Annotated in this window: 17 protein-coding genes; 7 read left to right on the top strand and 10 right to left on the bottom strand. The window is 46.5% G+C overall.

Annotated elements, in window-relative coordinates; genetic code table 11:
- Window positions 1-86 precede the first annotated feature (86 nt).
- Window positions 87-1,532, top strand: coding sequence for an aminopeptidase P N-terminal domain-containing protein (locus ACMVP2_RS05015; protein WP_416866952.1), 1,446 nt, complete (start codon window positions 87-89; stop codon window positions 1,530-1,532).
- Between the two features lie 36 nt (window positions 1,533-1,568).
- Window positions 1,569-3,203, top strand: a complete 1,635-nt coding sequence (locus tag ACMVP2_RS05010; protein WP_416866951.1) for a M1 family aminopeptidase — start codon at window positions 1,569-1,571, stop codon at window positions 3,201-3,203.
- Between the two features lie 19 nt (window positions 3,204-3,222).
- Here the strand turns inward: ACMVP2_RS05010 and ACMVP2_RS05005 are convergent, their stop codons facing one another.
- Window positions 3,223-3,633 carry a GNAT family N-acetyltransferase gene (locus tag ACMVP2_RS05005; RefSeq protein WP_339791855.1) on the bottom strand — a complete coding sequence of 137 codons (411 nt, stop codon included), beginning with the start codon at window positions 3,631-3,633 and terminating at the stop codon, window positions 3,223-3,225.
- 3 nt (window positions 3,634-3,636) lie between these two features.
- Window positions 3,637-4,866 carry a 3-phosphoshikimate 1-carboxyvinyltransferase gene (gene aroA / locus ACMVP2_RS05000; protein ID WP_339791857.1) on the bottom strand — a complete coding sequence of 410 codons (1,230 nt, stop codon included), beginning with the start codon at window positions 4,864-4,866 and terminating at the stop codon, window positions 3,637-3,639.
- Between the two features lie 133 nt (window positions 4,867-4,999).
- On the opposite strand from aroA, the gene ACMVP2_RS04995 reads away from it, so the two are divergent.
- Window positions 5,000-5,170, top strand: coding sequence for a hypothetical protein (locus tag ACMVP2_RS04995; RefSeq protein ID WP_339791859.1), 171 nt, complete (start codon window positions 5,000-5,002; stop codon window positions 5,168-5,170).
- Here the strand turns inward: ACMVP2_RS04995 and aroB are convergent.
- Window positions 5,163-6,221: a 3-dehydroquinate synthase gene (gene aroB / locus ACMVP2_RS04990; protein ID WP_416866950.1), complete on the bottom strand. Its 1,059-nt coding sequence runs from the start codon at window positions 6,219-6,221 to the stop codon at window positions 5,163-5,165. The two genes, ACMVP2_RS04995 and aroB, sit on opposite strands and share 8 nt — an antisense overlap.
- A 2-nt stretch (window positions 6,222-6,223) precedes the next feature.
- Window positions 6,224-7,324: a bifunctional 3-deoxy-7-phosphoheptulonate synthase/chorismate mutase type II gene (locus ACMVP2_RS04985; RefSeq protein ID WP_151997986.1), complete on the bottom strand. Its 1,101-nt coding sequence runs from the start codon at window positions 7,322-7,324 to the stop codon at window positions 6,224-6,226.
- An 84-nt stretch (window positions 7,325-7,408) separates the two neighbouring features.
- Here ACMVP2_RS04985 and ACMVP2_RS04980 point away from each other — a divergent pair, with 84 nt between their 5' ends.
- Window positions 7,409-8,596, top strand: coding sequence for a proline dehydrogenase family protein (locus tag ACMVP2_RS04980; RefSeq protein ID WP_416866949.1), 1,188 nt, complete (start codon window positions 7,409-7,411; stop codon window positions 8,594-8,596).
- Between the two features lie 46 nt (window positions 8,597-8,642).
- On the opposite strand, the gene ACMVP2_RS04975 is transcribed toward ACMVP2_RS04980, so the two are convergent.
- Window positions 8,643-9,695: a helix-turn-helix domain-containing protein gene (locus ACMVP2_RS04975; RefSeq protein WP_416866948.1), complete on the bottom strand. Its 1,053-nt coding sequence runs from the start codon at window positions 9,693-9,695 to the stop codon at window positions 8,643-8,645.
- A gap of 6 nt (window positions 9,696-9,701) precedes the next feature.
- Window positions 9,702-11,345, bottom strand: coding sequence for an ankyrin repeat domain-containing protein (locus ACMVP2_RS04970; RefSeq protein WP_416866947.1), 1,644 nt, complete (start codon window positions 11,343-11,345; stop codon window positions 9,702-9,704).
- A 239-nt stretch (window positions 11,346-11,584) separates the two neighbouring features.
- Between ACMVP2_RS04970 and lysS the strand changes: the two genes are divergently transcribed.
- Window positions 11,585-13,327, top strand: coding sequence for a lysine--tRNA ligase (gene lysS / locus ACMVP2_RS04965; protein ID WP_416866946.1), 1,743 nt, complete (start codon window positions 11,585-11,587; stop codon window positions 13,325-13,327).
- A gap of 67 nt (window positions 13,328-13,394) precedes the next feature.
- Here the strand turns inward: lysS and ACMVP2_RS04960 are convergent, their stop codons facing one another.
- From ACMVP2_RS04960 to ACMVP2_RS04945, 4 genes are all read right to left on the bottom strand, one after another.
- Window positions 13,395-13,892 (bottom strand): lipocalin family protein, encoded by a 498-nt coding sequence (locus ACMVP2_RS04960; protein ID WP_416866945.1) that lies wholly within the window; start codon window positions 13,890-13,892, stop codon window positions 13,395-13,397.
- A 295-nt stretch (window positions 13,893-14,187) separates the two neighbouring features.
- Window positions 14,188-15,255 (bottom strand): tartrate dehydrogenase, encoded by a 1,068-nt coding sequence (locus tag ACMVP2_RS04955; RefSeq protein ID WP_416866944.1) that lies wholly within the window; start codon window positions 15,253-15,255, stop codon window positions 14,188-14,190.
- Between the two features lie 37 nt (window positions 15,256-15,292).
- Window positions 15,293-16,936, bottom strand: a complete 1,644-nt coding sequence (locus ACMVP2_RS04950) for a carbon starvation protein A (RefSeq protein ID WP_416866943.1) — start codon at window positions 16,934-16,936, stop codon at window positions 15,293-15,295.
- Window positions 16,937-17,184: 248 nt separating this feature from the next.
- The gene (locus tag ACMVP2_RS04945) at window positions 17,185-17,769 is read right to left on the bottom strand and encodes an RNA polymerase sigma-70 factor (RefSeq protein ID WP_151997996.1); all 585 of its coding nucleotides are present in this window, start codon (window positions 17,767-17,769) and stop codon (window positions 17,185-17,187) included.
- Between the two features lie 328 nt (window positions 17,770-18,097).
- On the opposite strand from ACMVP2_RS04945, the gene ACMVP2_RS04940 reads away from it, so the two are divergent.
- On the top strand, window positions 18,098-19,168 hold the full coding sequence (locus ACMVP2_RS04940) for a FecR family protein (protein WP_416866942.1): 1,071 nt from the start codon (window positions 18,098-18,100) through the stop codon (window positions 19,166-19,168).
- A gap of 139 nt (window positions 19,169-19,307) precedes the next feature.
- Window positions 19,308-22,751, top strand: coding sequence for a SusC/RagA family TonB-linked outer membrane protein (locus tag ACMVP2_RS04935; protein WP_416866941.1), 3,444 nt, complete (start codon window positions 19,308-19,310; stop codon window positions 22,749-22,751).
- The last annotated feature ends 18 nt before the right edge of the window (window positions 22,752-22,769 follow it).

The raw sequence follows: 22,769 nt of genomic DNA, 5'->3' as shown, positions 1-22,769 counted from the left end.
TGCTTCTTAGTAAGGCAGCAACGCAGCGACCGTGATGGCAAATTGTTTAAATCTATTACCTTTAATACCGTCGAAGAAGCTAACCTATGAAAAGAACAATCGGTCATGTTGCAGTGCTTTTGTGTTTAGTCCATTTGTCTTTTGCTCAAGACAAACACCACTATCAAACTGACTTCTCAAAAGAAGAATTTAGTCAGCGAAGGGAGAAGATAATGGAAACCATTGGCAATAATGCCATTGCCCTTGTGCAGGGTGCGCCAGGCATTCCGGGGTTTGCCGTTTTTAGACAATCCAATACTTACTACTATCTCACCGGGCTTGAATCTCCGCATGCCTACTTGCTGATCAATGGAAGGAGTAAGGCATCAACCATTTACCTGCCCCATCGTGATGAAGGCATGGAGAGGGGGCAAGGGAAAGTTTTGTCGGCGGAGGATGCTGCATTGGTTCAAGAGCTCACAGGCATTGAACAGGTAAAGGGCATAGAGTTTTTGTCGGCGGATTTGGTAGGCAGCGGCTTGATCAGACCACCAGCCCCTTTGCTTTACACGGAGTTCAGCCCCACTGAGGTTGGCAACGACAGCCGTGATGAATTGCTATTTGCTCAGGCACGGACTTCTGCTGACCCCTGGGACGGGCAACCCACCAGACAATCTCTTTTTATTCAAAAGCTACGAGAAAGAGTACCGCAATTTGAAATAAAAGATTTGTCGCCCTTGCTGGATGCCATGAGGGTGGTGAAAAGCCCAAGGGAAATTGAGCTGATTCGTCGGGCGACGCAAATGGCGGGTCTGGGGATTATTGAGGCAATGAAGTCTACCAAACCTGGGGTTTACGAATACCAGCTTGATGCCGCTGCCAAGTACGTTTACTACTTGCACGGTGCGCAGGGTGATGGTTATCCGTCCATTATAGGAGGAGGTACCAATGCCTACATGGGGCACTATTTTCACAAAACCGATGAATTGAAGGCGGGGGACTTGGTGCTCATGGACTATGCACCGGACTATAACAACTACACGAGTGATGTGACTCGTATTTGGCCTGTCAACGGTAAATTCAATGAGGAACAGAAGGAGCTATACAACTTTATAGTGGCTTACAGGGATGCGCTTTTTAAGTACATTAAGCCGGGAGTGACCTCAAACGATGTGCTTGATGGGGCCGCTGCAGACATGAAACAATACCTGGTCGGTAAAAAGTTTGTAAAACCCGCTCACCTGAAGGCTGTACAGGAAGGGCTGACTTTTCGGGGTCATTTTCAGCACCCTGTTGGTATGGCTGTACACGATGTGGGCCGGGTGCATGGCATTCCGCTGCAGCCTGGCATGGTGTTCACCATCGACCCGATGATCTGGATTGACGAGGAGAGGCTTTACATTCGGATTGAGGACATGGCCCTGGTGACGGAAACCGGTGTTGAAAATATGAGTGCCTTTGTTCCTTCCCGCATCGAAGATGTGGAACGGACCATAAAAGAGAAAGGCCTTATTGACTTTTTGCCTCCAGTTGAATTGCCTTTTAAGAAATAACCTGTTGAAACCCCCATTGCCTGTTAAATATCCCCTATGAAACGCATTCTGTTAATCTTCGCTTCCATTTTCATTTCCTCCCTTTGCTTTGGAGATACCTATCCTAAAAATCCAAACATCGATGTGCTGCACTATGCTTTTCGAATCGAACTTTCGGACGATACAGACGAAATCAAATGTGAAGAAACTGTAGACGTCAGGTACCTCGCCGATGGGGTAGAATGGCTGAGACTTGATTTAGTGAAGGCAAGTGCGGCGCTTCAAAATAAAGGAATGCGGGTGTCTGGCGTGCTTTCCAATGGGAGAGCAGTGGTTTTTACTCATGAAAATGAGGAGTTGAAGATAAAGCTGCCGTTTGCCTCAAGGGCCAATGAGCGACAGCAGTACACCATCACCTATGCGGGCACTCCGGCATCGGGGTTAAAAATTGGCAACAACAAGTACGGAGACCGAACCTTTTTCAGCGACAACTGGCCCGACAAGGGGAGGAATTGGCTGGCTGTTGTGGATCATCCGTACGACAAAGCTACATGTGAGTTTATTGTGACAGCTCCAGCGCACTATCAGGTGGTATCAAACGGACTGAGGGCGGAAGTCTCCGATGTGGCGTCTGACCTGCGGGTGACCCATTGGAAGCAATCTGTTCCGATCGCCTCGTGGTTGTACGTGCTGGGGGTGGCCCGCTTTGCCATGCAATACGTGGATGAATTTGATCATAAGTCGATCGAAACATGGGTTTACCACCAGGACAGGGAAGCGGGATTCAAAGATTTTGCAGAACCGACCAAAAAGGTATTGGCATTTTACAGCGATTACATTGGGCCCTTTGCCTATGAAAAATTAGCCAACATACAGTCGAACAGCGTCAGCGGGGGAATGGAGGCGGCGTCCGCCATTCTGTACAGCGAAAACTCTGTAGTAGGCGACAAGAATGAGCGCTGGCGCAATGTGGTCATCCATGAAATTGCGCATCAGTGGTTTGGCAATGCGGTGACTGAATATGATTGGGACGATGTGTGGTTGAGCGAGGGGTTTGCCACTTATTTCACGCTGCTATTTATAGAGCATGAGTACGGGCACGACGCCTTCATGGAGGGGCTTGCTTCAAGCAAAAAGCGAGTTGATGTCTTCTACGCTGAAAACCCGGCCTATCGCATTGTACATGATGACCTTAGCGACATGAGTAAGGTGACCAGCTCGCAAACCTACCAGAAGGGGAGCTGGATATTGCATATGTTACGAGGCGTGATGGGTACAGACGACTTTTGGAAGGGAATTCAGTCTTATTACAAGAAATACCAGAACCTGAATGCGACGACTGCGGACTTCAGGCGGGAGATGGAGGAAGCTTCCGGTCTGGATTTAAAGCAATTCTTTGACCAATGGCTGTACCAGCCAGGCCATCTGGTCTATCGGGGCTCCTGGAGCTTTGACAAGAAAACGAAGGAAGTAAATATCACACTTGACCAGGTGCAGACCGACGGTAGTTTGTTTAAAATGCCTGTGCAGGTGGGTGTTTTTCTGCCGGGACAGTCCAGGCCCGTGATCAATACTTTGCAGGTGAATGAAAAAACGAATGTTTTTACATTGCAGTTTGAGGTAATGCCGGAAAAGATTGTCCTTGACCCCCATTCATGGGTGTTGATGGAGTCCAGCTTTGTGAAAAAATAAGGAGCTTGGCTTTTTTCTGCTACTTCAGCTCCTTCAAGTCCCTCAGCCAAAAAGCATGGGTGTGGTGCGTCATTCCAATCTTTGGATAATAGTCGATAGCAGCTGGAGCCGACAGTAGTATCACGTTAGATTTTGGCGCCAGGATCTTTGTCCGGCGAATGAGCTCCTTGCCAATTCCTTTGTGCTGGTATTCGATGTGCACCGCCAGGTCGCTCAGGTAGGTGGCATACACCCAGTCGGTGAGGCTGCGGCTTACGCCAACTAGCTTTCCATTGTGCCTTGCGGTAATGGTGAGGTTGGCATGCCTGAGCATCTCTTCTATGCGCTCAGGCTCGTTCACGGGACGCCGCTCACCGAGGGTAGAACTAATAAGCAGCTCCGTGAAGTCCTTCACGGTTAAATCCTGCTCTTGCTGATAGATGATTTCCATAGACTATACTTCTTTGATATCGAGCCCGTATTTTTTGCAATCCTCCCAAAAACCAGGGTAGGACTTATTCACCACCTCCGGTTCTTCTATAATCAAAGGCACTTTTTGAGCCAGCGGCGCAAACGCCATGGCCATGCGATGGTCTTCGTAGGTGCTGATGGTAATGGGGTCTTTTGGTAGCTCAGTGGGCGGTTCCAACTCCCAGAAGCCTGGAGTTTCCTCCACAAGCGTAGCCCCAAACTTTGCCAGCTCAGTTTGCATAGCCGCCAGCCGGTCGGTTTCTTTGATGCGCAGGCTTTCAAGGCCCGTCATCGAAATAGGGCTTTTCAGACCGGTGGCTACCACCATTACTGTCTGGGCCAAATCGGGGCAGGTCTTAAAGTCAATAACCATAGGGGAAATGCTGGGCTTTTTCTCGATAACAAACTCTTCACCGCTAAACCTGGTGGTGAGTCCCAGGCCGTGCATGATTTCCCTGATGCGGATGTCGCCCTGATAGGAGTTTTCTCTTAACCCCGTGAGTTTTACTTTGCTGCTTTTGGACAGCGACACCATGCTTAGCCAGTAGCTAGCACCTGACCAGTCCGACTCAATGGTATAGGAATTAGCGGTGTATTTCTGCGGCGCAATAGCGATGGTATTTCCCCTCCACTCGTTCTTTACCCCAAACTGCTGCATGAGGCCTAGCGTCATTTCTATGTAGGGTCTGCTGAACACATCTCCCACCAGTTCGATGGTAAGACCGTTAGGTAGCATAGGGGCGATCATTAGCAAAGCGGAAATGTACTGGCTGCTGATGTTGCCTTGTATTTTCAGGGAGTCCGTTTTTTGCTGAGTTATTTTAGAGACTTTAAGCGGTGGATAGCCGTCATTCTTAAGGTAATCGATGCTTGCTCCCAGCTCTCGCAGGGCATCCACCAATAGCTTTATGGGCCTTTGTTGCATGCGTTCTGAGCCCGTTATAGTTTGATCTTTTCCAGTAAGCGCCAGGTAGGCGGTAAGAAAGCGCATGGTTGTTCCAGCGTCCAGCACGTCCCACGTTTTGTCTTTTGAGGCCAGTAAGCGCATCATGGTTTGTGTGTCACGGGCATCAGAAAGGTTGTTGAGGTCAATTTTCTCATCAGAAAGCGCCTGTATGATCAAGGCCCTGTTACTCTCACTTTTGGAAGCGCTCAGGTTGATGGTGGATGCAGCGGGAATAGCGGCGGAGGTGTTGATTGAAATTTTATTCATGGTATGCTTAGTGGAAATACCCGATTTAATTGTCTTTATGTTAGCTAGATGAGAGTGATTTAAAAATAATTTTTAAAACCTTCAGCAGTCTGGCATCGTTGTTGTGATTAAATGCTTTAAACTCCTTTTTATTATGAACAGATCAAAAACCATAACTACCATCGTTGCAGGTGCAGTTATTGGTGCAATTACAGTATTCGGCGTTACTCCTATCAAAGGGATGGTCACTAAAGCCCGTGTTTCAAAATCGGCTAAAACCCAACCAGTGAAAAAGAGCGACGAAGACGATCATTTTTTTATTTAGCAGAAGAAAGATTCACCACTGAGTTGAACTCAGTTAAGGCTTCCCTAACTTCCCCTAAAGTAATAATCACATCGTATTCTGATTGACCAATGGCACTCAACAAGCTACCCTTAATGGTAGCTTTTTCATTTTTCTTATCCTGCAATATTAAGCCTTCTGCCTTTTTAATCGTTGCCTCACCTACCTGCGCCGGATGGTACGTCACCAGTAGGTACTGCGTAATCTCTTTGTAGCTTCCTTGTGAAAGCCCTGTCTTTTTGGTCGACAGGTAGGCTTCAGCAATCATCCCGATAGCAATGGCCTCACCGTGGAGCAACCTGTTGCCGGAGTCGAGCAGGGCAGTTTCTATGGCATGACCAATAGTGTGCCCAAAGTTGAGGATTTTTCTCAGCCCATTCTCCTTTGGGTCTTTGTCAACCACCCCACTTTTCACTTCAATAGAATGCTGAATATGTTCGTCCCAGGGCTGTTCCCCGAAAGTCTTGGTAGTGAGGGTCTCCCAGTACCTGGCGTCTGCAATCAGGGCGTGTTTCAGTACTTCTGCAAAGCCAGACCTGACCTCTCTTTCCGGTAATGTGGCCAGAAAATCAGAGGATACGATGACTCTTTCCGGCTCCTGAAAAACGCCGATATGGTTTTTAAGGCCGTGGAAGTCGATGCCCAGCTTGCCGCCCACGCTGGCGTCTACCTGAGCCAGCAGGGTGGTGGGCAGGTTTAGAAATTTGATGCCCCGCTTGTAGGTAGCGGCACAGAAGCCGCCCATGTCACCAATTACGCCCCCGCCAAGGTTGATGAGCAGCGCTTTTCTGTCGCACTCCAGCTTGGTTAACTCGTTCCAGATATGCTCACACGTGTGGAGCGTTTTCTCCTCTTCGCCGCTTTTTATTTCAATCACCGAGTGCCCGGGAAGGTGAGCCGCTACTTTTGGATAGCAATGCTGCCTGGTGTTTTCGTCCACCAGCACAGCCACCTTTGAATAGGATTGGACTGAAAAAAACCTCCCCAATGACTCGGGGAGGTTGTTCGTTATTTCTACGTTACCGAGAATCATTTTTACTTTTCTCCGCCTGCAGGTACTTTCGCCATAATCTCAGTTTGCTGCTTGATAGAAGCAACGTGGATCAGCTTGTAGGTTTCTTCTACAAAGTCGGGAGAAAGGGAAAGTGACTTGCCCCACTCAGCTCTGCTTTTGTAGATTTCATTCCAGCGGTCTACCTGGAAGATAGTCACGTTATTGTCACGCTTGAATTCACCCATTTTCTCCACCAGGCGCATCCTGTTGGCCAAAGCTTCAAGGATTTCACGGTCGGCGTTGTCAATCTGATCACGCATTTGCTCCATGAAATGATTGAAAGTGGCGTCCGTTGAATGAGCGCTTTTTGGCTTCAGTTCTCTTACCATTTCACCCAGGCGGGCAGGCGTCACCTGCTGCTTGGCATCACTCCATGCGTTGTCCGGATCTCTGTGCGACTCGATCATCAAGCCGTCATAGTTCAAGTCCAACCCTTTCTGAGCTACATCCAGAAGCATTTCTCTGTTGCCGCAAATATGGCTGGGATCACCAAACAAAGGCATCTCAGGAAACTCTCTTTTTAGTTCGATAGGGAACTGCCATGCGGGCACGTTGCGGTATTTCGTCTTCTGGAAAGAAGAGAAACCACGGTGGATAGCACCAATTTTGGTGATACCGGCCTTGTTAATTCTTTCGATAGCCCCGAGCCACAATGCAAGATCGGGGTTGATAGGGTTTTTGATCAGTACAGGTACATCAACGCCTACAAGAGAGTCGGCAATTTCCTGCACAGTGAAGGGGTTCACTGTCGAGCGTGCACCTACCCAAAGGATGTCGATGCCAGCAGCAAGACAAGCCTCTACGTGGTCAGGGTTGGCTACTTCAACAGCAAATTTGACACCCAACTCTTTCTTCACGTTCTGGATCCAGCCAAGGGCTTCTTTGCCTATGCCTTCAAATCCACCCGGACGAGTTCTTGGCTTCCACACACCAGCTCTCATCACTCTGATACCTTCCTTATACAGTTGGGTACAGGTGTCCATGAGTTGCTCTTCTGATTCAGCGCTACAAGGCCCTGAAATAATCAATGGTCTTTCTTTTACCGGAGACCAGGATTCAAATTTGTCAATAGTAAGCTCCATACCCACCTCACTTATTTTTTATAAACTAAAAACGATCAAACTAGTCTTTTACTTATTATTGCACTCCAATTAAACACATTAACCATGCCCGTTACCCATCCCTTTACCTTCGAAGATACCGAAGTAGCTTTTGCTTCTAAGTCGGACCGGGAATTGAAGAAGATGTATTGGCTATTCGCCGCTATGAACAGTAACTTTTTGGTGCGCTTTGGAACACAGGGCGTAATATTAGCACTAAAAATGAAATTGCCCATCAAAAAACTCATAAAAAGTACTGTTTTCGGGCATTTCTGTGGTGGTGAGACGATACAAGAGTGCAAACAAACGATTTCTGAGCTCGGTGCTTCAGGTATTGGTACCATCCTCGATTACTCGGCAGAAGGGGAGAAAACGGAGGCCGGATTTGAGGCGAACAAGGAAGAAATACTACAGACGGTGATGAACTCAGCCACCACTGCTCACATACCTTTTGCGGTCATGAAAGTGTCAGCGCTGGGCTCTGAGGAGCTGATGACGAAATCGCAGGATGGCAAACAACTGAATGGCAAAGAGCAGAAGGCATTTGACAATATTCACCGTCGGGTTGAAGAGCTCTGTAGCAAAGCCCACGAACTAAATGTCAGGATATTTATTGACGCAGAAGATTATGCTTACCAGGGGGTGATAGACGGGTTGGCGCTGGAAATGATGCGGAAGTACAACAAAGAGCGGGCGATTGTTTACACTACGCTGCAATTTTACAGATGGGATGCTTTCGACAAGCTGGTTGGTTTGCACGAAAAAGGGAAAACAGAAGGGTTTTACCTGGGTGTGAAGCTGGTGCGTGGTGCTTACATGGAGAACGAGCGTGAGCGGGCGGAGGAGCTGGGCTACAAGGATCCCATTCAACCGACGAAGCAAGCCACGGATATTGACTACAACAGGGCGCTTGACTTCTGCGCAGCTAACCACAAGCGGATTGCATTTTGTTCGGGAAGCCACAATGAGCAGTCGAATGCGTTGCTCACTTCACTGATGCAACAGTATGGCATAGCCAAGGATGATCCGGGGGTGTTTTTTGCACAGCTCTATGGCATGAGCGACAATATTTCGTTTAAGCTGTCGAAGGAGGGCTACAATGTGGCAAAGTACGTGCCTTACGGCCCGCTGGAAAAGGTGATGCCCTATCTGATCAGGCGGGCTGAGGAGAATACGTCAGTAGCAGGACAAACAGGGAGAGAGTTTAGCTTTATTAAGAAGGAGATCGAACGGAGGAAACTGTCTGCTGCGTAGTAAGTCAGTCGTTTCCTTCATGCACGCCGCTCAAAAAGCGAGGCGCCTATCTGGACATTTTATTTCGGTAGACAGAAGGTTTTTGCGCCGTAAACTTCGTAAAGGCTTTCGAAAAAGTGACCTTGTTGTTGAAGCCTGACTCAAGTGCAATGGCCTCTATTTTGTAGTGTCGGAACTCATCTTTTACCAACATTTCTTTGGCATGCTCCACCCTGAACCGATTGGTGAAGTCGTTGAAACTCTCCCTGACCAGTTCTGATAATGTCTGCGATATTCTATGCGGTTTCTCTTCAATCAGCTCGCCAAGCCTGGCCAGGGTCAGGTTGCTTTCCAGATAAGCTTTGTCTCTCTCGAAGGAGGAAATGATTTTTTCTTTGATGACACCCATGTCTTTTTGGGAGAGATTGGAGCTTAGGTATTTGCCAGCAATCCGGCTAAGGAAGTCGGGTTCGGTGTACAGCACATAGCCAATAATGAAAACAATGCTGGAAGCGGAGATGTAATAGACAATAAACTGCCGCCAGTCGTCGGCATATTCTGTGAGCCACGACATGAGCACAGCAGTAATGAAGTAGATGGAGCAAGTGGACAGGGTATATAGCCTTTTTTTGGAATCAAGGCTACTGTAGTTTTTGTAGATCAGGAAAACGAAGACTATTCCATACAGCAGGATATGCGTTGCCCTGGCGTAGTTGAAAGGCATGATGCGATCGAAAAAATGAGCCCCTATGTAGTCCATTCGGCTATGCCCAGGCATCAATAGGATGTCGCTAATACTAAGAAATGCGATAACAGCAGGAACAAAGTTCAACAGGTCAATGGCCTTGAAATACCTTTCTTTCAAAAGCACATTGAAATGCAAAAAAAGCACCGGACCATAAATGAAGCCGGCGGTAAAGTAATAGATGCCAAAAAATTGCGGATGCATTCGGGCCAGCACACTTGTGGAATAGAGGAAATCAAGCATCTCGATTCCAAAGAGAAGAGTGAACATCGAAAGGGTAAAATAGGCCTGCCCAGACTTCTTAAAAAAGAGCCCACCAGAAATGAAAATGGTCAGGAATGCATATCCCAGGAGAAGAAACCTTAAGGCCGTCATACTGCATCATTCTTTCGTCAATATAAAAAGAACTTCAAGCTTTTGGTACCAGGCCGGTTTGGTGCCATCGGGATAGGTCTCGTCAACCATTTTCAGGTGCAGAGCATCATCCTCGAATTTATACTCATAGTACTGCTTTCCGCCTTCAAACCCGGGCACTCTGGCAATGTCGGAAGTTGTGACCATCATTGCCGACGATAGTTCGTAGCTGCCCGAATTGAAAACAATGCTTTGAAAGGCCGCCTTTATTTCGGCGTCGGTCGGCTTGGCCAGCGACTGGAATGGTTTCCTTGGCTCGTCGGAGGGATTGTACATAATGGCATAGCGGTTCGGGGCTACCACAAAGGTGCCTGGGTAGGCTTCGGGCACGGAATACGTAGTGTCTTTGTAGATGTAGTGAATCTCTTTGAACTTCCAGGATCCCAGCAGTGGATTGAGTTGATTTCTTTTCGTCTGGATCAGGCCCATGATTTCTTCATTGCTGTAGGCTTGAGCCAGCGTATAGGCTGTATACTTGTCATCCAGAACCCGCATTTCATAGTCTGCTCCGGAGTTGATCATCATAGTAGCAAACTCGTTGTGGCTATAGAACAGCGACCAGTGCAGTGCTGCACAATGGTTAACCGAGTCGGTGTGATCGATATTGGCTCCGGCGTCAATAAGCATTTGGCCTAATGATGCATCGCCATTTACTGCTGCACCTATAATGGAGGTGAGCCTGTAGTGCTGGTCTGTTGCATTTGGATTCGCTCCGTTGTCGAGCAGCAGCTTCGCCACGTCTTTGTGCCCAAACCGTGCGGCCAGAGCGAGAGGAGGCTGTCCTACACGATTTAGCTTATTTGGGTCGGCTCCATTGTCCAATAGTAGCTGCGTCATTTCCAAATAGCCCTTTTGTGCGGCGAGCTGGAGCGCAGGAATGCCGAGGCCGTCCATCGCATTGGCATCGCCACCGCTTTTTAAGATTTTCCAGGCCACTTCCAGGTCATTGGTGTTGGCAGCATTCACAAGCTTTGCCGCATGGTTGGGGATTTTTGTGGCCAGGGAGGTTTGCCTGAGTAGCTCAGCCACTGAGTCGGCCTGCCATAGCCTCAGCACCACGTCCACCACGTTGCCATGTTTGCTCCTTAGCGGCAAATCGGCTCCGGCCTTGATCAGGAGTCTCATTTGATCAGTGTGGCCATAGTAGGCTGCCCAGTTGAGTGCAGGGTCTCCGTTGATGTCGACAATGTTTACTTCGGCACCGGCTGCGAGCAGCAGTTTGCTGATGGCTGGATCTTTGATAGAGGAGGCAAACATGAGTGGGGTGCCCTCAAGGCCGCCTTTTGTTTTCAGATTGGGGTTAGCGCCACCGTTGATCAGGAGGTTAACCAGTTTTGCGTTTTCAACCTCAATAGCAATGTGAAGCGGTGTTTGGCCATTTTCATCAAAGCTGTTGATGTCAGGTTCCTTCTGAATAAGGAACTCGGAGATTTTGTACGCAGCGGCTCTCACACTTTTGTGAAGGAGGGTTGTGTCAGCAGTTGGTTCGCTGTAGTGGCGGACAAACTCCGAAACATTGTCTTCTTTTAAAATCTTCGTCAGTTTTTCTGGCTGAGCGGCGGCTTGCACAAAGAACAAGCACAGCATACTTCCACTAATGAATTTGAACATCCTGATTATTTATTTTCAGGAAGTAATCTAACATCCATTGAGGTGGATGACGGTAAGAAAACTGAGGTTGAGGTAAAGGATAATAATTCTTAACCCTTTTTTGACATCGAAGAATTAAAAGACGGCGTCTACTAACTATTACTGAGCCAATCCAGTATTTTTTTCGACTTTCAGTTAACTTTGCCCCTCATTTGAAAATCAGCTAACTGGCTGATACTGATTAAACCTTACGAACGTCGATGCATTTAAGCGAGCAGGAAATTTTGCGCCGGAAAGAGAGAGAAGAGCTCATAGCCGCCGGTATTAATCCCTACCCTTCCGAAACCTTCGAGGTCAGCGTGGCCGCAGAGGAAATCCATGAATTCTACGAAAAGCGCAAGACCGATTACAAAAACATATCGATGGCAGGTCGCATCATGAGCCGCCGTATTATGGGCTCGGCCTCATTTGCGGAACTCCAGGATGCATCTGGCAGGATTCAGATTTATATCCGAAGAGATGATATTTGCCCCGGGGAAGACAAGACGCTTTACAACGACGTTTTCAAAAAGAAAATAGGTATTGGTGATATCGTAGGCATTAAAGGTTTTGTGTTTACCACGCAAACCGGTGAAATATCCGTACATGTGACTGAGTTCAAGCTGCTGACGAAAGCACTGAAGCCTTTACCGATTGTGAAGGAAACAGAGGACGAACATGGAAACAAAGTGCTCCACGACGCCTTCACTGATCCGGAGCAGCGCTATCGCCAGCGCTATGTCGACCTGGTAGTAAACCCACACGTAAAGGATACCTTCATCAAGCGCACCAAGCTGGTCAACTCGATCAGGGAGTACCTGAACAATAAAAGCTATCTGGAGGTGGAAACACCCATCCTTCAGCCGTTGTACGGCGGCGCTGCGGCTCGTCCGTTCAAAACCCACCACAACACGCTGGACATGACGCTTTATTTGCGCATCGCCAATGAGTTGTACCTGAAAAGGCTGATCGTTGGTGGATTTGATGGTGTGTATGAGTTTTCAAAGGATTTCAGGAATGAGGGCATGTCTCGTTTTCACAACCCTGAGTTTACCCAGGTGGAGCTGTATGTAGCTTACAAAGATTATAACTGGATGATGGATACTGTGGAGGAGATGATTGAAAAAATCGCTCTTGACCTCCATGGAACCACCCAGGTGCAGGTAGGGGAGAACGTAATCGACTTCCAGCGTCCGTGGAAGCGCTTCACCATGTTTGAGGCGATAGAGCATTTTACTGGTATTGACATTAGTAGCATGGATGAGGAGGAACTAAGGGCTACAGCAAAGAAATTGGAAGTGCCTATTGATGACTCGATGGGTAAAGGCAAGCTGATTGACGAGATCTTCGGTGAACATTGCGAACACAAGCTGATCCAGCCAACATTCATCACGGATTATCCTGTGGAGATGTCGCCGTTGGCGAAGAAGCACCGCAGCAAAGAGGGGCTTGTGGAACGTTTCGAAGCGATCTGCAATGGCAAAGAGATCTGCAATGCCTTCTCAGAGCTGAATGATCCGATTGATCAACGTAAGCGCTTTGAAGAGCAGCTTGAGCTGGGCAAAAGAGGTGACGATGAGGCCATGATGCTGGACGAAGACTTCCTTCGGGCGTTGGAGTATGGTATGCCTCCAACCGCTGGGCTCGGTGTTGGAATCGACAGGCTGAGCATGATCATGACTAACTCGCCATCCATTCAGGAAGTGCTTTTCTTCCCTCAAATGAGGCCAGAAAAGAAAGTAGCCGAGCTAATGGAGAAGGATTACGAGAAGCTGGGAGTGAGGACAGAGCTGGTGCCGATACTTCAAAAACTCAATATGTCTACCAAAGAGGCCATTGCTGATAGTAAAGACAGCAAGCTTTTCAACGACGTTTGCGGCATGCGCAAGAAACTGAAGCTGAACGACGTTACTAATCCAACCATCGACGAGGTGAAGGGCTGGATAGAGGCTGCCTCGAAATAGCCTTGAAGTGACTGTGTCTACTGTTATTAGGGCCATCGAAGATCCTTCGATGGCCCTAACTATTTTTTCAGGACTTAGTGAAACTAAATTCAATCACTATTTTCATAGTTCCAACCTCAGTTGATTCCTGCTGGCTGATGCGGGCCACAAGCTTGCTTGATGTTAACGTTTGAACTTCAAAAGTCTGGTCGTCAACCGTCAGCATTTTGCCATCACTGCTCAATGACCAGGTGCCTGTTTCCGAATCTTCGCCTGGCTGACTGCTGACATAAGTATTGTCTGCTTTAAATTCAATGGTAACATTGGTTATATCGGAATCTTCCTCAGCGGCAAAAGAAAACCCGTCGGCAATTTCCTGTGCCTCTGCTTCGCTCAACTCGAATTCCGCTATAAGGTACGCAACCACGTCTTGTCCATTGATTGACAGTTCTATCACGTCAACTGAGCTGTATTTCCATGTGCCAATTAGGGAAGACGATACGCCTTCGTCGTCTTTACCTCCGCAGCCGGCGAGAAGTGATAAAACGATGAGTGGCAAAAACAGTTTTTTTGTTAAATTTTTCATAGCTATGGCTTTTTAAAAGTGATTAGTGCAATAATAAAGCGCTTCGGAAGCTCCAACCAGATGGGCTCAAAAAATGAGCATTTGAAACTAACGACAGGTTAAACATGCTAAAATCATTTGAAAGCAGAAAGGGAAAATATCTAATACTACTTTTTGAAGGCTAAAGTGAGTGATTGGAGGGGACAGACGTAGAAGCTCCGTTAATTTTTTTAGCGATCCAATGATATGAGAAATAGGAGCAAGAAATGAAACTCTGCGGGTCAGCGGATTGGCTTAATCATTAGTTTTGGAGCTTTCAAATTTCCGCAAGTGCCGCTATCACGGCATCACCCACTTCTGATGTAGTAGAGGTGCCTCCCAAATCTGGCGTTAGTGTTTTCTTTTCCATCATCACTTTTTCGATGGATTTCAACACAGCCCCTCCCCAATCATTATACCCAAAAAAGTCTAGCATTTGGCTGGCGGACCAAATAGCGGCGAAGGGGTTAGCTATTCCTTTGCCTGCAATGTCGGGTGCCGATCCATGAATAGGTTCAAACATCGAAGGGTATAGCCTTTCTGGGTTAACATTTGCACCCGCAGCAAGCCCCATACCGCCGGCAATGGCCGCTCCCAGGTCGGTGATAATGTCTCCAAAGAGATTGGAGGTTACCACTATCTGGAACCGTTGCGGCTGCTTCACAAAGAACATAGCAGCGGCGTCTACCAGGTAGGAGGCGGTTTTTACTTCCGGATAATCCTTGCCCACTTCTTCAAATACCTGGTCCCAGAAGACCATGGAATAGTTAAGGGCGTTGGCCTTGCTTATGCTGGTTAAGGTCTTTTTATCTTTTCTGGCCAGCTCGTAGGCGTACCTGATGATTCTTTCTGTCCCCTTTCTGGAAAAGACGCCAGTTTGAAGCACTACCTCTTCGGGCTTTCCTTTGAACAGCCAGTCGCCTGCTCCGGCATACTCACCTTCGCTGTTTTCTCGGATCACGACCATGTCGACATCTTCTCTTTTCACATCTTTCAAAGGGCATGGGGCACCTTCCAAGAGTTGGACGGGCCGAATGTTGACGTACTGATCGAACCCCTTTCTGATTTTCAATAGTAGTTCCCTAAGGGAAACATGGTCTGGCACTCCCGGGAACCCAACAGCACCCAAATAGATCGCTTCAAAATTCCTAAGCTGCTCCATGCCATCATCGACCATCATTTTTCCATGGTTGGCATAGTACTCACAACCCGAGGGGAAATGCGTAAAGTCGAACTTCATTTTACCATCAAGTGCTTCAACTTTCTTCAACACTTTGATCCCTTCAGCCAAAACCTCAGGCCCTATTCCATCTCCCGCTATCACGGCTACTTTGTGAGTTTTCATCTCTCTTTTTTCTTTTTAATTGGCGTATAGTGCTTTCTTAGGCGTTAGTTAAAGTTTGCCCCTGTTCATTCATTTCTTTTTTCAGACTTCGGGTGGCCAGCCAGATCAGTACTATTGAGAGGATGAATAGAATGCCAGCAATGATCGACAAAACATAAATGCCGTCGGTGAAGTTTTTGACAGCGAAGAGGAGGAGTGAGCTGAGGGTGACCGAAAACATGAAAAACATAGGAACGAGCACAAAATTGGGATTGATTTTATTTTTGATGAGCCACACGGCGACCGCCAGAAGCGCCAATGCCGCCAGCAATTGATTGGCCGATCCGAAAATTGGCCACAGCGTAGTGAACTCGCCTGAGGTAAGCAACAGCACTGAGCATACGACGACCACTGAAGTGGCCAGGTAGCGATTTTTGGTAAATGCCTTCCCCACTTTGTTGTTGACATCTTCGAAGTACTCCTGAACTGTAAAGCGAGCCAGCCGGGTACAGGTATCGAGCGTGGTGAGCGCAAAAGCAGACACCGTTAATGCCACGAATGAAATGGCTAGCTGTGCAGAGATTCCCGAGGATGAAATGATGTTACCCAGTCCGTCGGAAAACAAGGTCACTGGCCCTTCGATGACCAATCGACTGGCGTATTCTCCCCGACTAATAATGATGACCGTTCCAACTGAGATGATTGCTAAAAATGACTCAATCAACATGCCACCATATCCCACCACCTTGGTGTCGTTTTCTTTGTTGATTTGTTTGGAAGTGGTGCCGCTGGCCACCAGCGAGTGAAAGCCGCTGATGGCACCGCACGCCACGGTGACAAACAGCACTGGGAAGAGGTAGCCGAGGTTTTCAGAATTGATTTGGACGTTGTTGTCCATTTTAATCTCGGGATTCGCAATAAAGACACCCACCACGGCGGCTATCATGAGGCCGTATAAAAGAAAGCTGTTGAGATAGTCTCTCGGTTGCAGGAGAAATGAGACCGGTGTGACAGAGGCCACGAAGGCGTAAGCCAACAGTAACACTACCCACAGTTTGTAATCCAGCAAGAAAGGTATTTGCATGCCCAGATAAACAAAGTAGTACATAGCAAGCACGCCAATAACGGTGTTGATCAAAAAGGCATGTTTGACGTTTGCGGTCGCTTTGTTGACAATCCCAAAAACTACAGCCAGCAGCATGAACAGGATAGACGCAGAGGCTACTCCCGGGTTATTGATAAAGGTTTTGGCTATGATATCAACAAAAACCGCAGTGATTAGAATAAGCGTGGCGAAGCTGAAAATCAGGAAAAGGCGCTTTCCTCCTTGCCCGATATATTTTTGGATAATCACCCCGATAGACTTTCCGCCGTGCCTCATAGAAGCAATCATGCTGGTGAGGTCGTGTACTGCACCAAAGAAAATGCCTCCGAGCAATATCCAGATCACTGCTGGAATCCAGCCAAAAGTGACGGCGATGATCGGCCCTACTATTGGCCCGGCACCCGCAATTGAGGCGAAGTGGTGCCCAAGGACTACTGGTGTTTTGCTTGGGATATAGTCGATCCCATCTTCAAAAGCGTGTGCCGGCGTGGTGTTTTTGTTGCTTATGTTTAATTTTTTGAACACGAACTTCCCGTAGGTAAAATAGGCTACAAGTAGCACAATGGCAGATATTGATAAAAGAATGATGAGGTTCATAAGTAGTGTAATTTAACCTGAGCCAACAGTTGCCAGCAGCAGGATATTTTATGTGTGAAATTAGGGTAGTTGTCTTTCCCTGTGAAGTAGTACAATGTGATCAAGCCTTACCCTGAATTAAGTGAAGTTTATTTTTCGAGGAAGATGGGTGAATGAACTGGCAGTTGAGGTGCGAAAGTGAAGACCAGGTTAGACTGGCCAGGTGAGCGCTAAATGAGTTGTAAAACTGAAGGTTTGTGGTGGGTAGTTTAGCTGGCAGCCAGGAAAAAAAGTGATGCAGAAACTATGAGGTCAGTGTTGGATTTCAGTACCCCTCTGAAATGCTTGAGTGCGAGCTGCATTTGTGTTTCCACTGTCTTCACCGAAATCCCAAGCTTTTCGGCAATTTGTTGATAGCTCAGGCCTTCCATTCGGCTAAGGATAAAAATCTCTTTTCTTTTTTTCGGGAGCACCTGTAGGGCTATCTCATAAAGCTTTTCAAAGTCATGGTATATAACATCATCTTCTGTCGAGTTACTAGTAATGTCGGCTACATGGAGTCGGTATTCCTGATAAGCTTTATGATGAATTTTTTTCTTTAAGCTATTGAGTATCGTGTTCTTAGCAATGGTAAAAATGTACGACTCAAAAGCGCCGTCTCTGTTAATGGATTTTCTATTAAACCAAAGCTTCAAAAATACTTCCTGTACAATTTCTTCGGATTCTTCCTTGTTATGAAAGTAGCTCAAACCGAAATGGTAAATCCGCTTGTTATATAGGTAAAATAGAGTGTCAAGGGCCTTTTTGTCACCTAATTTAAGTTGATCAATTATCGTAGCTAATGATTCTTTCATAGGATGAGTGCTATTACAAAATATGCAATACTGGGCAACAACATCGTCATAAAAATTAGAAATCGATAGTTTGGGTTGCTTTTTTTTGATGAAAGGCAATTTACTCAGAACCTGGCAGGTCGGTCTTTCTTTGGCGGTGTTTGCTCAACCATACAGCCACATGCACTTGTGTGGTGTGATGGTCATTGTAAGGCATAGCCTGAGTAGTTTTAGGCAGGTCTGCCCCACATTAGTTTCACGGCATACACAGTCGAACTGAATTTTTTTACAAGTCTTTTCAGGGTAGCAAGCCAGCACATTGTATTACCACTAAGCAACAAAAGCAAAAATGGACAAAAAGCTGTTGGAAAGGTATTTCCAGGGAGAATGTAGCATAGAAGAGGTGAAGTATATCCTTGAAAGCCTGGAGTCTGGAAAATTGGATGAGCACTTGTCTAACCAGATTCTGGAATTCAATCGGAAAAAGGATGCCGAGAAGAGCGCCGATGAAGAAGGCATGCTGAGGAAAATTCATGACCTGATCAATATGGAAGATTTGGTTGAGTACGTGAAGAAAACGGACAGTATTGCAGCTACTGATGAAAATCCATTCAGACAAGTTTACGTGGCAAAGGATAAAAAATCCAGTTGGTTGAGACGGGCATCTCTTGCAGCAGCGGCTGTGTCGTTGCTGATTATTGGAATGTTTTTTTACAGCAAGGGAACATTTGATAACCCACCGGAGGTGGTAGAGACTGTGCCGCAATTGCAGAAGGAGACACACAAGGGCCAAAAATTGACTATTCACCTGTCGGACGGTACGGAAGTCATTCTCAACTCTGGCAGCAGTATCTCCTACCCGGAGGTGTTTGGTGATGCTGAGCGAGTGGTGAGCCTGGTGGGTGAAGCTTTTTTTGAAGTGACGCCTGATAAAAGCAGGCCGTTTATTGTCAGGTCGTCCAATTTAGAAATGAGGGTTTTGGGCACGTCGTTTAATGTGCAGTCTTTCCCGGAACTTGATATATACAATGTGGCACTGGTGACGGGGAAATTAATGGTAGGTAGAGTAAGGAAGGGTAATGACAGGGCTGAGCACGAGACTTTACTCTTAAGCCCTGGTGAAATGGCCGACCTAAACGTGCAGTCGGGTAAGCTTAGCAGACAGTCGTTTAATGTAGAGGAGATGACCTCATGGAAAAGAGGCATCATTTACTTTAGAGATGCCGACCATCGCAAGGTAATTAAGATACTTGAGAATTGGTTCGATGTGGAAATAACTACTGTGGGGAAACCTGATCAGGAGTGGAAACTAACTTCAAAATTTGAGAGAGATAATCTTAAGAATATCATGGATGTTTTGCAGGCATCGCAAGACATTACTTATGAACTAAAGGGAAACAAAGTCAAAATATTTTTCTAAGCCTATGAAAACAGAATCGATAGATAGTGGATAAAAAAAGTCGGCAACCAGAAAGCTGCCGACTTAGTCGCAAGTATTTTTTATGTATCAGATAAAAAATATTGCCAGATAAATTATTTCATACTTAAACTACAAAGTTATGTTAAAAAGATTTCTACACCAAACCCCCTGTGTGTTCAGGCGACTGCTATACGGGTTATTTCTTCAATTTTTTGCATTTACGTTCAGTTTCGCATCCGTTCAGGAAACCAAGAGTGTGCGAGATTATCCATTGAATATTGAATTCAATAAAAATACCTTAGTTGAGACTTTCCAAATTATCGAGTCGGCAACAGATTACCATTTTGCATATGACAGGGGCAAACTTGATCCCAATATTAAGTTTTCAGGTAAATACAAAATACCACGAACTGTTGGCGACGTGTTGTTGGATATTGCCAAAGAAACTGGCCTGAGTTTTAAACAGATAAATAAAAACATCACAGTAATTAATGCCAATAAAGGCAAGGACTCTTCACCTTCTCTTGAAGTAATTATAGAAGATGTGATAATAACGGGGAAGGTAACTTCCGAGGAAGGTGAGGCACTTCCGGGTGTTAATATTATTGTAAAAGGAACCAATATCGGTACGGTAACGGACATTGACGGCAATTACTCTTTAAAGAGCCCGGAAGGTAGCACCACCCTGATTTTTTCTTTTATTGGCTATGCAAGCCAGGAAGTGCCTGTAAATGGGCGCTCTGTAATTAACATCATGCTGACCTCGGACATAGCTCAGCTGAGCGAGATAGTGGTGGTGGGTTATGGAGAAATGGAGAGAAAAGACGTCACAGGCTCGATTTCGTCGGTGGGAAGCGATGAGATAAAAGATTTGGGGGCCACCAGGGTAGACCAGGCATTGCTGGGAAAGGCTGCTGGCGTTCAGGTAATGCCAGTTTCTGGTGAGCCTGGAGCGCCGCCGCAAATCAGGATAAGAGGCGTAGGCAGTATTTCCGCTGCAGGTGATCCCCTGTACGTGGTAGATGGTTTCCCCATGCAAAGCATACAAACCATCAACCCTAACGATATCGAGAGTATCGACGTATTAAAAGATGCCTCGGCTACTGCCATTTATGGATCGAGAGGCTCCAACGGTGTGATAATAATTAACACCAAAAGAGGAAAAGAAGGAAAGCCAACCTTCAAATACGACGCCTACTTTGGCTTCCAGAAAATCGCCAAAATGCCTGAATTTCAATCTGCAAAGGAAGAAGCGCAGCACTACTTTGACGGGATAAGAAACAGAAATATTGACGAGGGCAATGACGTATCCGGCCCGGTAGAAACCTGGAAAATTGCTGTTCCGGTTACTGTTGTTGAAGTACTGGAAGGCAGAACGCCTACTCAGCCCGGTGTCACTCTCGACTTCAAAGATCCATTCGATGAAATTCTGGTAACAGCGCCCCAGCAGCAGCACCAGCTATCTTCCAACGGAGGCAGCGAAAATGTAAAGTATGCCATCAGTGGCGAATACTTATCTCAGGATGGAATTATTTTGAACAGTAATTTCAAAAGGTATTCATTGCGCTCCAATATCGATTCTAAGTTGACCGATAAGTTGTCCATCAAAACAAGTATCAACCCGTCTTATGTTGACAAAACCAACGTAGGAGGAACCAGCTTTGACGGTGTTAACAGCAACACTGACATTTTGTACAACTCCCTGGTAATTCCACAATACTATTCATTGTACAACCCTGATGGTTCTTATTTTCCTTTTGGCGGCGGACTCGACGCAGTGGTTACAACCCAAAACCCCGTTGCTCTAGCTAATGAAGTGATTAACAGGCAAAAGGGAATAGGTTTACTTGGCAATATCAATGTAGAGTACGCCATCCTTGATGAACTGAAAGTGAATGTGGCGGCAGGCACAAACCTACAGGCAATCAAAGGCATGAGTTTTAAGCCGCAGCTTCCGGCATTTTTCAACAATCCTGCTGTAGGTTCCGACTATTCTGCCCTTCGCTTAAACTGGCTTACTGAAACTACCCTTAACTATAACAAAAGTTTTGGCGACCATAACTTTTCGGGACTAGCAGGTTTTACTACTCAAAAAGAAACAGTTGAATCTAATAGTCTGACTAGTAACAGGTACCCAAACAACCTCGTCCCAACCTTGAGCGCCGTGAGTGGGATTATCACCGGTGGTACGTCCAACTACTACGAATGGTCTTTGGTGTCCTACCTGGGAAGGGTCAACTACAACTACCTGGGAAAGTACTACTTCACAGCTTCATTGAGAACAGACGGCTCGTCTCGCTTTGGCTCTGAAAACAAGTTTGGCGTTTTCCCTTCGCTGGCTTTAGCCTGGAGAATCTCTGACGAAAGCTTCATGCAAAGCATGCCTGCTCTTTCTGAAATGAAGTTAAGAACAAGCTACGGCAGCACAGGTAACAACAATATTGGTAATTATGAGCACTATGCCACCATCAATTACGACAAGTATACCCTCGGCGGCGGTGCTGTTGGTGGATATGCGCCGGGCAGGCTGGCCAATCCTTCTCTAACCTGGGAAACGCAAAAGCAAATAAACGTAGGCGTCGACCTAAGTTTTGTTGATAACAGGCTTGGCTTTAATATCGATTATTTCAATTCCAGGAATTATGACCTGCTTTTGAATGTGAACGTGCCTGATGTTACTGGTTTCAGCACAGCGTTGAAAAATATTGGCGAGGTGAAAAACAGCGGATGGGAGTTTGTAGCAAGCACTGTAAATACCACCGGTGATTTCAAATGGACAACTAATTTTAACATCTCAACTTATAAGAACGAAGTGGTTAAGCTGGGCCCGGAGGGTGATCCGATTATCTCTGGGGGCAACATAACCATGATAGGTCAGCCCATTGGTATGTTTTATGGCTGGTTGTCTGATGGTGTTTTCAAAAACCAGGCGGAGCTGGATGCAGGGCCTATTTTTAATCCGGGTGCCAGAGATGCCTCAAGAGTGGGTGACGTAAGGTTTGTGGACGTGAGTGGCCCGGAGGGAGTGCCTGATGGAGTCATCAATAGTCTTGATAAAACCATTATGGGCTCCCCTTATCCCGATTTCTATTATGGAATGACTAACAACCTGTCGTATAAGAATATTTCTTTAACTATAGGTATTCAGGGGTCGAAGGGAAACGAGATTTTAGCGATCTCCAGAAATCAGTTGGCTAACAACAGATCCAGATTCAGACAATTGTCGATCATGAACGACTACTGGAAGTCAGAAAGTGAGCCAGGCGATGGGTCGCCTAGACCTAATGATACCCCAACAGGCAACTTTCGTGGGCAATTCAGTCAACTGTGGCTGGATACAGGAACCTATTTGCGAATTAATAATATAACGCTTGGTTACCTGCTGCCAGAGGCGTTCGTTGAGCGCCTTAATCTAAGCTCACTTAGAGTTTACATTAACACAATCAATCCTTTTCTATTTACGAAGCATATTGGTTTCAACCCTGACGTGAGCAGGAGTGGAAGCGCCCTGAACCCAGGCAACGAACAGTATGATTATCCCGTGGCGAAAAGCATCAAGCTTGGACTAAACGTAGGATTTTAATTTACTCACCCTAAATGA

It is taken from the genome of Imperialibacter sp. (genome assembly GCF_048007035.1).
Classification (GTDB): Bacteria; Bacteroidota; Bacteroidia; order Cytophagales; family Cyclobacteriaceae; genus Imperialibacter.
Note: the sequence above shows the minus strand (reverse complement) of the source record. Positions and strands in the feature narration are given on the sequence as shown.

What these genes read in the sequence shown, in the direction of transcription:
- ACMVP2_RS04975 (WP_416866948.1), bottom strand. Translation starts at nt 9,695, where the DNA reads ATGACGGCCTTAAGGTTTCTTCTCCTGGGATATGCATTCCTGACCATT.
- ACMVP2_RS04945 (WP_151997996.1), bottom strand. Translation starts at nt 17,769, where the DNA reads ATGAAAGAATCATTAGCTACGATAATTGATCAACTTAAATTAGGTGAC.
- ACMVP2_RS05005 (WP_339791855.1), bottom strand. Translation starts at nt 3,633, where the DNA reads ATGGAAATCATCTATCAGCAAGAGCAGGATTTAACCGTGAAGGACTTC.
- ACMVP2_RS04995 (WP_339791859.1), top strand. Translation starts at nt 5,000, where the DNA reads ATGAACAGATCAAAAACCATAACTACCATCGTTGCAGGTGCAGTTATT.
- aroA (WP_339791857.1), bottom strand. Translation starts at nt 4,866, where the DNA reads ATGAATAAAATTTCAATCAACACCTCCGCCGCTATTCCCGCTGCATCC.
- ACMVP2_RS04955 (WP_416866944.1), bottom strand. Translation starts at nt 15,255, where the DNA reads ATGAAAACTCACAAAGTAGCCGTGATAGCGGGAGATGGAATAGGGCCT.
- ACMVP2_RS04960 (WP_416866945.1), bottom strand. Translation starts at nt 13,892, where the DNA reads ATGAAAAATTTAACAAAAAAACTGTTTTTGCCACTCATCGTTTTATCA.
- lysS (WP_416866946.1), top strand. Translation starts at nt 11,585, where the DNA reads ATGCATTTAAGCGAGCAGGAAATTTTGCGCCGGAAAGAGAGAGAAGAG.
- ACMVP2_RS05015 (WP_416866952.1), top strand. Translation starts at nt 87, where the DNA reads ATGAAAAGAACAATCGGTCATGTTGCAGTGCTTTTGTGTTTAGTCCAT.
- ACMVP2_RS04935 (WP_416866941.1), top strand. Translation starts at nt 19,308, where the DNA reads ATGTTAAAAAGATTTCTACACCAAACCCCCTGTGTGTTCAGGCGACTG.
- ACMVP2_RS04985 (WP_151997986.1), bottom strand. Translation starts at nt 7,324, where the DNA reads ATGGAGCTTACTATTGACAAATTTGAATCCTGGTCTCCGGTAAAAGAA.
- aroB (WP_416866950.1), bottom strand. Translation starts at nt 6,221, where the DNA reads ATGATTCTCGGTAACGTAGAAATAACGAACAACCTCCCCGAGTCATTG.
- ACMVP2_RS04980 (WP_416866949.1), top strand. Translation starts at nt 7,409, where the DNA reads ATGCCCGTTACCCATCCCTTTACCTTCGAAGATACCGAAGTAGCTTTT.
- ACMVP2_RS04970 (WP_416866947.1), bottom strand. Translation starts at nt 11,345, where the DNA reads ATGTTCAAATTCATTAGTGGAAGTATGCTGTGCTTGTTCTTTGTGCAA.
- ACMVP2_RS04940 (WP_416866942.1), top strand. Translation starts at nt 18,098, where the DNA reads ATGGACAAAAAGCTGTTGGAAAGGTATTTCCAGGGAGAATGTAGCATA.
- ACMVP2_RS04950 (WP_416866943.1), bottom strand. Translation starts at nt 16,936, where the DNA reads ATGAACCTCATCATTCTTTTATCAATATCTGCCATTGTGCTACTTGTA.
- ACMVP2_RS05010 (WP_416866951.1), top strand. Translation starts at nt 1,569, where the DNA reads ATGAAACGCATTCTGTTAATCTTCGCTTCCATTTTCATTTCCTCCCTT.